Origin of the sequence: Stieleria mannarensis, from assembly GCF_014154935.1 — a bacterium.
Classification (GTDB): Bacteria; Planctomycetota; Planctomycetia; order Pirellulales; family Pirellulaceae; genus Stieleria; species Stieleria mannarensis.
This window is the reverse complement of the sequence record NZ_JACEHH010000027.1, coordinates 13,436-25,567: the sequence shown is the minus strand read 5'-3', so window position 1 is coordinate 25,567 and position 12,132 is coordinate 13,436. Positions and strand designations below refer to the sequence as shown.

Below are 12,132 nucleotides of genomic sequence, written 5' to 3'. Positions count from 1 at the left end.
CAACACCGATTTGATTGACTCACCTGGGGTGAATTCAGCCGGTAGAAGACGAACGCCATCGTCGGCGTGAAGGGGACCCGCGGCATGTCCCGAGATGGCACGCTCGATAGGACCAGTAGGACATAGGGGACGTAAAAGTCCTATGTGTCCTGTTAGTCCCAATGCACGGTCGCTGCTTCGTCCTCGAAAGAAAGGCAAGACAATGCGGACAAAACAATTTCCGAATATGACCGTTTTGCCCCCCATCGTTTTGTCCCCCATCGTTTTGCCCCCGAGGCCGGACAAACTTGGATAAGATCTAGCGCGGTCCCCAAGTTTCCCCACCCTCGATAGCCCGGTCCCCGCCAGCATGTTCCCGCGACTTTCGCTCCATGAAATCACGACACTTGCAGTCCTCGTCGTTGCGACCCTGATCACGCCGTTGCTGAGGGCCGAATCAACCACTCGGCCCAACGTCCTGTTGATCTTGACCGACGATCAGGGTTGGGGCGACTTGGGAACCCATGACAATCCGATCGTTTCGACGCCGACGCTGGATCGCTTGGCCGACGAAAGTGTTCGGCTGAATCGGTTTTATGTTTCGCCGGTGTGCGCGCCCACGCGGGCGGCACTGCTGACCGGGCGGTACCCCGAACGCACCGGTGTCGCCGGCGTCACCGGTCGCCGCGAGGTCATGCGTGCGGCCGAAACCACGCTGGCGGAACGGTTTCGTGATGCCGGCTACGCGACCGGTTGCTTCGGTAAATGGCACAACGGCGCCCAAATGCCGCTGCACCCCAACGGTCAAGGGTTTGACGAATTCTTCGGGTTCTGTGGCGGCCACTTCAACTTGTACGACGACCCGATCCTGGAGCGAAACGGGATTCCTGTCCGAACCAAGGGCTACATCACCGACGTGCTGACCGATGCGGCGATCGAATTCCTCAAAACACCACGCGACCAGCCGTTCTTCTGCTACGTGCCCTACAACGCACCGCACGGTCCCTTCCAAGTCCGTCAGGATCTGTTCGACAAGTACGACACCGGAGAGATTTCCGAGAAGACCGCGGCGGTCTACGCGATGGTCGAAAACATCGACGACAACGTCGCGCGATTGCTGAGCACGCTGGAACAGTCGGGGAAAACGAACGACACCATCGTGTTGTTCTTGACCGACAACGGCCCCAACGGCAAACGATTCAACGGCGGCATGCGCGGCGCCAAAGGCAGCGTGCACGAAGGCGGATGCCGCGTGCCCTGCTTCATCCGCTGGCCGGAAATGATCCAGCCGCGAACGATTCAGCAGATCACCGGCCACATCGACCTGCTACCCACGCTCGCCCAGTGGTGCGATGTTCCGCTGGATGATTCAGCAAAGTTGGACGGAAAGAGCCTGGTGACATTGATCCGTGACGGCGTCGATCCGACACTGGCCGACCGCTCGATCTTGACGTATCGCCCAAACCAATTGCACCTTGAAAAATTCGGCAAGGCCGCCGTTCGTACCAATCAATATCGATTGACGATCGAAAAGGGCAAGGCGGCGTTGTTCGACATGATCGCCGATCCGGAACAGAAAAACGACATCGCTGACCGGTACCCGGAAACGACCGAGCGGCTGAGATCCGAAATCGAAGGATATGTCGACTCCATCACCGACAGCATCACGTCGCCGCGACATGTTCCGGTCACCAAACAGCGACCAACCTTCATCCCATCGGTCGACGCACAATTAGCCGGAAACCCGGGCTTTGCCGACGGCATCAGTTGGGCGCACAGTTGGGTCGACAATTGGACCGCCGCGACCGACGAAGTCGCTTGGCCGGTCGACATCGCCCAATCCGGCCGCTACCAAATCACACTGCATTATGTTTGTGACGCCAAAGACGTGACCGTCGCCGCGTCGATCGCCGATCAAGAGATCTCGTCGACGCTGCGACGATTCAAATCCGAATCGGTGGTTCGCCCCGACCGGGATTCCCAGGCCACTCCCCGCCGCATGCTGTTTTTCGCGCAGCAGTCGCTCGGCATGGTGAACCTCGACGCGGGAAAAGCGACGCTTCAACTATCGCGTCAAAGCGACGGCCCGATGATCGAACTCGGCGGCGTGACAATCACCAGTGCCGATGTCCCGGCGAAAGAACAATTCCATCTGTTTCTGTTGGCCGGGCAATCCAACATGGCCGGTCGCGGCAAAGTGACACCGGCCGACCGCGTCCCCGATCCCAAAATTCTGATGCTCGACCGCGAGGGAAACTGGGTTCCCGCGTCCGACCCGCTGCACTTCGACAAATCGATCGCCGGCGTCGGGCTCGGAAGGAGTTTTGCAAGGCACTACGCGGCCCAACACCCCGACATCACCGTCGGGCTGGTCCCCTGTGCGGTTGGCGGATCGCCCATCGCCGCTTGGGCTCCGGGCGGATTCCACCGGCAAACCAAGACGCATCCCTATGACGATGCTCTGGCGCGAATTCAAACCGCGATGGCCAGCGGGACGTTCAAGGGCATCCTATGGCATCAAGGCGAATCAGATTCCAAACCGGGACTGGCAGAGGCATACAAGGCCAACCTGATCGACGTGTTTGATCGATTCCGCAGCCACGTCGGGCAGAAGACTCCGATCATCATCGGCGGGCTGGCACAACGCGACACGCCGAAGTGGACCGAACACCGAAAGCGAGTCGACCAGGCTCATCGCGAGGTCGCTGCGGAGCTTCCGGGATCGGCGTTCGTCGAATCGACAGGACTGACACTCAAAAGCGACAACGTTCACTTCGATCGAGAGTCGCTGTTGGAATTCGGTCGGCGTTACGCCGAGGCGTTCGCGGAGATCCGAGAAGAGAAGTAGCGCGGCAAGCACAGTCGCCGTCCTCTCCGAGGTCGGCGCGGGGTATAGCTTCGCTTTTTCGCGCTCGCCGAGTTCGGAGAACACGGCGACATTTGGGGCTCGCCGAGTTCGGAGAACACGGCGACATTTGGGGCTCGCCGAGTTCGGAGAACACGGCGACGTTTCGGAATGCATCGACAGGCTAGAAGCCTATCCCACTATGCGTCAACGGTTGTCCGACATCGGCTTGGCCGTCGACGCCGTCTCGTCGACGCGGAACATGTCACGCCACGGCAACTGGATGCCGCCGTCGATCGTCAGCGTGCTGCCGGTGATGTACTCGCTCTCTTCGCGACACAGGAACACCACGCCGCGGCCGATTTCACAGGGCTCGCCGAGGCGTTTCCATGGCAACTTGGCCGACTCGGTTTGCAGCGTCTCTTCGGAAAAAAACTTTCGTTCGCCCGGCGTGTTGATCCAGCCGGGGTGAATGATGTTGCATCGGATGCGATGCTGGGCCAACTCGCAGGCGGCCGTCCGTGCCATTTGGTCATTCGCCGCCTTGGCCATGTTGTAAGCCATCGCGCCGGGCATTGCCAAATGCGCGTGGGGACTGCTGATCACGACGATGTTTCCACCGTTGCCGGCCTTGACCAGTTCGGCCGCGCCGGAGCGAACCATGTAGAACGCGCCCCACATGCTGACGTCGATCGTCTTGCGGAACTCCGCCATGTCCGATTCCAGCATCAGGTGCCGGTCGCTGTAGGCGGCATTGCTGACCACGATGTCCAGCCCGCCCAGACGCTCGATCGCCGACCGCATCATCGCCTCGACTTCTTCTTGGACCGAAACGTCCGCCTGGACCTTGAACGCATCCCCGCCGGCCGCCTTGCACTCGGCGACCACCTCGTCGGCCTGGTCGCCGTTGGATCGATAGTTGACCGCGACGGTTGCCCCGGCACGGGCAAGTTCAACCGCAATGCCGCGGCCGATCCCGAGTGATGCCCCGCTGACAATGGCCCGCTTTCCCGATAGTTCAGTCATGGTGGTGTGTTGACGCTGCAAGAAGTGAAAAAGTCCGCCCGGTGATTCCGCAAAACGCAAGATTCGCAAAAAGCGTATCGCGGCGGCGACGGCGCGGAAACCAGAGAGCCGAAAGAACAGGCGAGAACACCGTCTCAACGTAGCTACCTTCGCCAAAAGGTGGTCCCCCGGCGCCCTCCACCGTTTCAGCGTAGCTACCTTCGCCAGAAGGTGGTCCTCCAGCGCCCCTCCACGCTCTGGCCAGCGTAGCTACGTCCCGGTGTTTCCCACGCTCTGGCGAGCGTAGCTACGTCACGGCGCCCCCTCTTCTTTGCAGCCAGATGCCACCCATTTCATAAAAAGGAAGGATTCTTTCAGAAATGGTGAATTTTCGTCACAAGGTGCTTGAAATCTTCCACGTTTGAGAGAAAGCTATCACCAAACGCATTACCTGCGCAAACTAGGCAATTTCTGTGGTTCGAACCATCAATTCATCCAACCGCATCCCCAGCGACACCCGATCCGGCGCCAGTGGCGGGCGGCGGGAGCGGATGCGCCGGATGGTTCGCCAAACCGGATTCGCGTCGCTGGGCGAGTTGGCCGAATCGCTTTCGGTCAGCGAATCGACGGTCCGCCGCGACCTGGAGCAACTGGAGCAATCCGGCGACGTCCGCCGCACCCACGGCGGCGTGTTTTGGACCGGCGAGAGTGCAACGATCCGTGCGTTTGAAGGCCGCAAAGACACGACGTGGTCGGTCAAAGCCGCGATCGGCGCGGCGGCGGCGGAGTTGATCGAGGAACACGACACGATTCTGTTGGACGGCGGCAGCACGACCTATGAACTGGCGCGTTGTCTGGTCGGCCGGCGGTTGCAGGTGGTCACCAACAGCTTGCCGGTCGCACATCTGCTGTCCAGCAGTGACTCGATCGACCTGGTCACGATCGGCGGATGCGTCCGCGGCCGCACGGCGGTGGCGATCGGGCCGATGGCCGAATCGATGCTTCGTCAGATCAACGTTCGACTGGCGTTCTTGTCGGTCGCGGGGATCAACGAGCGCGGTTATTTCAACAACAACATGATGCTGGTCGAAAGCGAAAAAGCGATGCTGGCCGCAGCCGACCAGGCCTATGTGGTCACCGATCACACGAAGTTTGGCAAAGTCAGCTTGTCCCATCTGTGCCGGTTGGAGGACGTCCAGGGTGTCGTGACCGACCGCGGTCTGGCTTCGCAATGGAAAAAGCGGATTGACGACGCCGGCATCGAACTAGTGTTAGCGGACAACCGGCGCGAGGACGAAAACGGCACCGATTCCCAGACAGACATCCGACCCGACGCTTAAGCGGCACGGTCTCCGATTTAACTCCCCCCCTCCCAACCTTTCTTTTCGCAACCGAATGAACGCGACTCAAATTGACCGCGGCCGAATCGAATCCTTGGTTCGTCGCGCGATCGCAGGCGGTCTCGGCACCTCGCCGGCTCGGCCCGACAGTAGCCCTGCAAACAACCCTCCCGGTTGGGTCGACGGTAAACCGAACTTGCGTGTCAGCATTTCCGCGCGACACGTCCATTTGACCGACGAGCACGTCGAAATCCTGTTCGGTGCCGGTTCGGTCTTGGAACCGGACAAAGACCTTTACCAGGACGGCTTCTACGCGGCCAAACAGACCGTGATGATCGTCGGCCCGCGGCGCCGAATGTTGCCCAGCGTCCGCGTGCTGGGGCCGACACGTGGCGCCAGCCAAGTCGAATTGGCGTTCACCGATTCGATCTCATTGGGGATCGATGCACCGGTTCGCCACAGCGGCCACATCGACGGCACGCCCGGATGTGTGCTGGTCGGACCGGTCGGAAGCGTCCAATTGGAACAGGGCGTGATTCGAGCGGCGCGTCACGTCCACATGAATTACTTTGACGCGGAACACTTCGGTGTCTCCAACGGCGACATGATGCAATTGAAAGTCACCAGCCACGATTGCACGACGATCTTTGATGATGTGCTGGTGCGTGCCGACGAGGCGGCCAAGTTAGAAGTCCACATCGACACCGATGAAGGCAACGCGTGTTTCTTGGACGGTGCCTCGACCGTCGAATTGACCAAGGGCGGCTGCGGCTGCCACAAATAGTTCTTACACCTCCTTTTCTCCTATCAATAGGCAGATTTCCAATGGCGAAGAGTAATGAAGCGCTCGGCATGATCGAGTGCAAAGGGTTTGTTTCCCTGGTCGAAGCAGCCGACGCAATGTTGAAAGCGGCGAACGTCGAATTTCTGGGCTGGGACAAGGTCGGCAGCGGCCTGGTCAGCGTGTTTGTCAGCGGCGACGTGGCTGCGGTCAAAGCGGCGACCGACGCCGGCGCGGCAGCGGCCGGACGGATCGGCGAAGTCGTCAGCGTTCAGGTCATCCCACGTCCACACGACGATTTGAACAAGGTCCTCAAGACCAGCGCCCCGACCACAAAGAAGTAGTCGCGGCTAACAAGTAGCAACCGTCGGAACGATCCCGCCATCGGGCGCGATCGAATCTCCCCCCACCAAAATCGAAACAACACAGAATCAACATGAATGACGCTATCGGATTGATCGAAACCAAAGGTTTGCTGGCACTGATCGAAGCGACCGACGCGATGGCCAAGGCGGCCAACGTGGAAATTGTCAAACGAGTCGACATCGGCGGTGCCTACGTCACCACCGTCGTCAGCGGTGACGTCGGCAGCGTCCGCGCGGCGGTCGAAGCCGGCGCCAACGCAGCCTCGCAAGTCGGCGAACTGGTTTCCAGCCACGTGATCCCTCGCCCCGCCGAAGGTGTCGCAAAAGCTTTTTTGGCTTAAGCGTCAGCCCGCCGCGGCAATCACCGGGCCGCCCGCGGGATGACCAGAACAAACTGACGCCAACACCAGCCCCCAACTTCTCGCAGAGGGTATCGCCCGTGCTCGTCCTGGTTGCAAACCTGGGATCGACCAGTTTCAAGTATCGGTTGTTTGAAATGACCGACGATGGAGCGATCGACGACATCCAAAACGCTCGTTGCCTTGCCAAAGGCGCGGTCGAACGGATCGGCGATGCGCAAAGCAACTGCACGGTCGAAATCGGCGATTGGTCCAATGAATTGGTGATGGCGGTTCCCGATCACGGCGTGGCCGTCCAAGCCTGCCTGGATCAATTGACCGACCCCGATCACGGTGCGATTGCTGACGCGTCGCAGGTCGCCGCGATCGGTTTCAAAGCCGTTCACGGCGGACGTCTCTCGGGCGTCTTTGTCGTCGACGACCAGGTGCTTGACGCGATGGCCGAAATGAACGCCGCCGCACCGGCACACAACCCGCCGTACATCGCGGCGATGAAAACGCTGCAGGCCCGGTTTCCCGACCTGCCCTTGGTCGCCGCCTTCGAAACCGATTTTCACCAAACCATTCCCGCGGCTCGAAAGGAGTACGCCATCCCACGTCAGTGGGCCGACGAATTCCACATTCGAAAGTGGGGGTTCCATGGTGCCAGCCACCGCTACATCGCCTACCGCAGTGCAGAAATCCTGGGCCGACAGGACGCCCGTGTGATCTCCTGTCACCTCGGCGGCAGCAGTTCGGTGACGGCGATCGAAAATCGACAAAGCGTCCAGACCACGATGGGCATGACGCCCCAAACCGGTCTGCCGCAAAACAACCGCGTCGGCGACTTCGACCCCTTCGCCTTGCCCCTGATCTTGGAGCGCACCGGTCTCTCACTCGACCAAGCCCTGAAAGAATTGGCCAGCAAAGGCGGACTGTTGGGGTTGAGCAACCGCAGCGGCGACATTCGCGACGTGGAGCAAGCCGCGTCCGAAGGCGACGCCCAGTCCCAATTGGCCTTGGACGTGTATGTTGAAGAGATTCGGCGTCACCTGGGCGGGATGCTGGTCGCACTCGGCGGCGCCGATGCGATCGTCTTTACCGGCGGCATCGGTGAAAACGACACCCTGGTACGCCAGCGCGTCTGTGCGGGACTGGAGCGATTGGGCATCGTCGTCGACTCGGCTGCCAACGAAGGACTGCGTGGTCGGACCAACGACATGGGCGAGGCCTCGTTTCATGCCGCGGATTCGGCCACTCAGTTGTGGGTGATCCCGACCAACGAAGAAGTCATTGTCGCTCGCCAGACCCTGCACGCATTGAAACATTCGTGAACCGGACCGTTCATCTTCCCCTTTTACCCCAGCGAGCCTGACACGAATGTTCATCGCCCGAGTCACCGGATCGGTCGTCAGCACTCAAAAGGTTGCGACGATGACGGGTCACAAATTGCTGGTCGTCGAGCCCTATCGGCTGGACGACAAGAAACGTCAGTCGATCGTCACCACCGGCAGAACCTTCATCGCCGTCGACACCTTGGGTGCCGGCCAGAACGATTTTGTCCTGATCACCCAAGGCAGCAGCGCACGCCTGACTCCCGAGACAAAGCATTTACCGATCGATGCGGTCATCATCGGGATCGTCGATCAAGTCCACATCGACAAGTTGAACGTTTACTCCCGCAACGATTCAAACGACCAATAATCCACCACTAGCAACCCACCATGCAATACGACGAAAACCTGATCCGAAACGTAGTCGCACAGGTCCTGGCCGAGGTCGGTCCGATGCCGCCGGGAAACGGGGCGGCCAAGCAAGCGGCTTCGGCCGTCGGTCGCAACGGCGTTTTCTATGACGCCGATTCGGCCGTCACCGCCGCGCGTGCGGCGTTCGAGCAGTTGCGTGAGCGGACGATGGCCGATCGCAAACAGATCATCGACATCATCCGCCGAATCTCGATCGAGCAATGCGAAGAGCTGGGCACGATGGAGATGGAAGAAACCAAGATCGGCCGACTGGAACACAAGATCGAAAAACTGAAGACCCTCGGCGAGCAAACGCCGGGCGTCGAGTTCTTGGAAACGCGTGCCTTCAGCGGTGACTACGGCTTGGCCGTGATCGACCGAGCCCCGTTCGGCGTGATCGGTGCGATCACCCCGGTCACCCACAGCTTGCCGACGATCACCGGCAACGCCGTCAGCATGATCGCCGGCGGCAACGCCGTCGTCGTCAACCCGCACCCGTCGGGCAAGAAGGTCGCCACCGAAGGGGTTCGCCGATTCAACGAAGCGATCGCGGCCGAAGTCGGGATCGACAATTTGATCTGCGTGATCGCCGAACCGACGTTGGAATCTGCCGAAGCCCTGTTCAAACACCGCAGCATCGCGTTGATCTGTGTCACCGGCGGCCCCGCGGTCGGCCGCGCCGCACTCAACAGCGGCAAACGCGCGATCGTCGCCGGTCCCGGCAACCCGCCCGTCGTCGTGGACGAAACCGCCGACCTGGACCAGGCCGCACGCTCGATCATCACCGGCGGCGCCTACGACAACAACCTGCTGTGCATCGCCGAGAAAGAAGTCTTTGTCGTCGATTCGGTCTTCGACGACATGATGGCTGCGATGCGCCGCGCCGGCGCCGTCCAGCTCAATGCCGAACAAATCGCCCAGCTGACCAGCAAAGCGATCGTCACCGTCGGCGATGACCAGCATGACGCCGCGTGCAAAGATTACATCGGCAAAGACGCCTCGTTCTTGGCCGCCGCCGCGGGCGTCTCCGTCCCGCCGGGGACCGAGATGGTGTTCGGTGAAACCGACGAACATCACCCCTTCGTCAGCGTCGAACAAATGATGCCGTTTTTGCCCTTCGTTCGCGCCCGCGACGTCGATCACGCGATCGCGATGGCCAAGCACTACGAACACGGCTTCCGCCACACCGCGATCATCCATTCACGCAACGTCCGCAACATGACCAAGATGGGGCGTGAACTGGACACCACGCTGTACGTCAAAAACGGACCCTGCATGGCCTCGCTTGGACTCGGCGGCGAAGGCTACCTGTCCTTTTCCATCGCCGGACCGACCGGTGAAGGCGTCACCACTCCGACCACGTTCACCCGCGAAAGACGGTGCAGCATGATCGGGGAGTTGAGGGTGGTTTAAGCATGCAGCCGGCGATTGTCCTCGGATCGACCCACGCCACCGTCAAGCATGAGAGCTTGGTCGGCATGCGGCTGGTGGTTTTGCAGCCGATCGGCGTGGCCGACAAGGCCGACGGCCCGCCGCTGGTCGCACTGGACCAACTGGGCTCGCGCAAAGGTGATCGCGTGATGATCACCAGCGACGGCTCGTATGCCCGCGAGGCATGCCGGCACGACCGAACGCCCGCCCGCTGGACCGTGATCGGGCTGATCGACGACACCGATTCCTAACGACACCTACCAACAAACAGCCAAAGAACCCAACCGTGACTCGCCTTTCACACGACCGCCGCAACGACACCGCAATGATCGCTGACATTGCGCGCCGGGTGGTTCGGCAATTGCGCGAAAGCGATTCATCGGGCGGTGCTGTTGCGTCCTCGGCGAATCCCGCCACGGCCGTCGTGGGTGAGAAACTGATCACGATCGAAACCTTGGACCGCCACGCGGCAACCGGCCAAGTCGTCGCCGCAGCCGGCGCGATCATCACGCCGGCCGCCCGCGAAGAAGCCCGGCGGCGTGGGATCACGATTCAACCGGCGGTCGATGCTGCGGCAGGCCAAGCCGATTGCCACTCAAACCATCAAGCCAACGGCTTGCCGGCGTCGCTTCCCGAAAGCCTTCGCAACCAATTGGATCGCCGCAACGTTGTGTTGCCCGCGGGAGTCGAGATCCGTTGGTGCGATGAACCGGCCGCGGAAGTCTATCGGTGCTGCAGCAACGGACAGCCGGCGGCGATGATCGCCGCCCTGTCGGACGTCGAACGCTTCCACGATGAAATGGCGCCCCAAGTTTGGGTCTTGGACCGGCAAAAACTGAACCTGATTGCGGCCGTCAACGTGGCCGTTCGGATCGCCCGTTGTGCGGCAAAGTCCGTGCAACCCAACGACGGAGGTTCGCGATGAAACTTGCACGCACCATCGGATCGATGACGCTTTCCAAGTCACATCCGGCGATGGCCAACGCCAAGCTGCGGCTTGTCGAAGTCGTCGATTCGATCGAACGCATCGACACCGAGCCACTGGGCGGAGACACGATCGTGGCCTGGGACCTGTGCGGCACCGGCATGGGCGATCTGGTCGCCTTGGCCGAGGGGCCCGAAGCCGCTCAACCGTTCAAGCCGGACGTCAAGCCACTCGACGCCTCCATCGTCGCGCTGCTGGACGAAGTCGAATTGTAACTCGCCCAGCCCCACTCCCCTTCGACCAACACACTTCACCACACACCTCCCACTGTCACCCGAGAATCCCATGCAAAACGTTCATAAGATCAAACAGGACATGTGCGACATCGGCCGTCGCATCTACAACCGTCAGTTTGCCGCGGCCAACGACGGAAACATCACGGTGCGAATCAGCGACAACGAGGTCCTGTGCACGCCGACATTGCACTGCAAAGGGTTCCTCACCCCCGAAGACATCTCGACCATCGACATGACCGGCAAGCAGATCGCCGGTCGAAAGAAACGGTCCAGCGAAGCGTTGTTGCACTTGGAAATCTACAAACAACGCGAAGACATTCGCAGCGTCGTGCACTGCCACCCGCCGCACGCCACCGCATTCGCGATCGCACGCGAGCCGATCCCGCAGTGCATCTTGCCCGAAGTCGAAGTGTTCTTGGGCGACGTCCCGATCACCAAGTACGAAACGCCCGGCGGCCAGGCATTCGCCGACACGATCATCCCCTTTGTCGATAAGACCAACGTGATGATCCTGGCCAACCACGGCACCGTCAGCTACGGCGAAACCGTCGAACAGGCGTATTGGTGGACCGAAATCCTGGATTCGTATTGCCGCATGCTGATGCTCGCCAAACAACTCGGCAACGTTTCCTTCCTGGATCAACAGAAGTCGCAAGAGTTGTTGGACCTGAAGGACCAGTGGGGATACAAGGATCCGCGGAACACCAAGGCGTACGAGGATTGTGACATCTGCGCCAACGACATTTTCCGCGACTCGTGGAAAGAGTCGGGCGTCGAGCGACGTGCGTTCGCCGCCCCGCCGGCGATGCCCGCCAAGCCCGCCGACGACGCGGGCGGCCAAGGGCTGCCCGGCGGCATCGACGAAGAGCAGCTCGTCAAACTGATCACCGACGAAGTCATGCGGCAGATGAAAGCCTAGGCATGGACGACAGACGGCCGTAGCGGAAGTCGCCAAGACTTTCGCCGTGGCGCCGTCCCCCGATCGAAACGCTTGGCGCGTTCCGCTACGTCATTGCCGAACCGACAGGCTGGAAGCCTATCCCACGCATCCACCGCGACATCTCTCCCTACAAACACTCCTC

The 12,132-nt window shown here is 60.8% G+C and carries 13 protein-coding genes; 12 read left to right on the top strand and 1 reads right to left on the bottom strand.

Annotated features, from left to right (window positions below):
• Positions 1-349: 349 nt before the first annotated feature.
• A complete protein-coding gene (locus H1B37_RS18535) occupies positions 350-2,827 on the top strand; it encodes a sulfatase-like hydrolase/transferase (protein WP_182868152.1) in 2,478 nt (825 codons plus the stop codon).
• 204 nt (positions 2,828-3,031) lie between these two features.
• Here the strand turns inward: H1B37_RS18535 and H1B37_RS18530 are convergent, their stop codons facing one another.
• Complete coding sequence (locus tag H1B37_RS18530; RefSeq protein WP_182868151.1) at positions 3,032-3,850, bottom strand: SDR family NAD(P)-dependent oxidoreductase; 819 nt, start codon at positions 3,848-3,850, stop codon at positions 3,032-3,034.
• Positions 3,851-4,380: 530 nt separating this feature from the next.
• Here H1B37_RS18530 and H1B37_RS18525 point away from each other — a divergent pair.
• The 11 genes from H1B37_RS18525 (at position 4,381) to H1B37_RS18475 (ending at position 11,969) form a co-directional block, all read left to right on the top strand.
• Positions 4,381-5,169 carry a DeoR/GlpR family DNA-binding transcription regulator gene (locus H1B37_RS18525; RefSeq protein WP_182868212.1) on the top strand — a complete coding sequence of 263 codons (789 nt, stop codon included), beginning with the start codon at positions 4,381-4,383 and terminating at the stop codon, positions 5,167-5,169.
• Between the two features lie 55 nt (positions 5,170-5,224).
• A complete protein-coding gene (pduL, locus tag H1B37_RS18520; protein WP_182868150.1) occupies positions 5,225-5,953 on the top strand; it encodes a phosphate propanoyltransferase in 729 nt (242 codons plus the stop codon).
• Between the two features lie 41 nt (positions 5,954-5,994).
• Positions 5,995-6,294: a BMC domain-containing protein gene (locus H1B37_RS18515; protein ID WP_182868149.1), complete on the top strand. Its 300-nt coding sequence runs from the start codon at positions 5,995-5,997 to the stop codon at positions 6,292-6,294.
• Positions 6,295-6,386: 92 nt separating this feature from the next.
• The gene (locus tag H1B37_RS18510) at positions 6,387-6,656 is read left to right on the top strand and encodes a BMC domain-containing protein (protein ID WP_182868148.1); all 270 of its coding nucleotides are present in this window, start codon (positions 6,387-6,389) and stop codon (positions 6,654-6,656) included.
• Positions 6,657-6,754: 98 nt separating this feature from the next.
• Positions 6,755-7,987, top strand: coding sequence for an acetate/propionate family kinase (locus H1B37_RS18505; protein ID WP_182868147.1), 1,233 nt, complete (start codon positions 6,755-6,757; stop codon positions 7,985-7,987).
• A 46-nt stretch (positions 7,988-8,033) separates the two neighbouring features.
• On the top strand, positions 8,034-8,357 hold the full coding sequence (locus tag H1B37_RS18500; RefSeq protein WP_182868146.1) for a EutN/CcmL family microcompartment protein: 324 nt from the start codon (positions 8,034-8,036) through the stop codon (positions 8,355-8,357).
• A gap of 20 nt (positions 8,358-8,377) precedes the next feature.
• Positions 8,378-9,811: an aldehyde dehydrogenase family protein gene (locus H1B37_RS18495; RefSeq protein WP_182868145.1), complete on the top strand. Its 1,434-nt coding sequence runs from the start codon at positions 8,378-8,380 to the stop codon at positions 9,809-9,811.
• 2 nt (positions 9,812-9,813) lie between these two features.
• Positions 9,814-10,080, top strand: coding sequence for a EutN/CcmL family microcompartment protein (locus H1B37_RS18490; protein ID WP_182868144.1), 267 nt, complete (start codon positions 9,814-9,816; stop codon positions 10,078-10,080).
• A 35-nt stretch (positions 10,081-10,115) separates the two neighbouring features.
• A complete protein-coding gene (locus tag H1B37_RS18485) occupies positions 10,116-10,754 on the top strand; it encodes a hypothetical protein (RefSeq protein WP_182868143.1) in 639 nt (212 codons plus the stop codon).
• On the top strand, positions 10,751-11,029 hold the full coding sequence (locus tag H1B37_RS18480) for a EutN/CcmL family microcompartment protein (RefSeq protein WP_182868142.1): 279 nt from the start codon (positions 10,751-10,753) through the stop codon (positions 11,027-11,029). Before H1B37_RS18485 ends, H1B37_RS18480 begins: the two co-directional genes overlap by 4 nt.
• Positions 11,030-11,099: 70 nt before the next feature.
• Positions 11,100-11,969 carry a class II aldolase/adducin family protein gene (locus H1B37_RS18475; protein WP_182868141.1) on the top strand — a complete coding sequence of 290 codons (870 nt, stop codon included), beginning with the start codon at positions 11,100-11,102 and terminating at the stop codon, positions 11,967-11,969.
• The last annotated feature ends 163 nt before the right edge of the window (positions 11,970-12,132 follow it).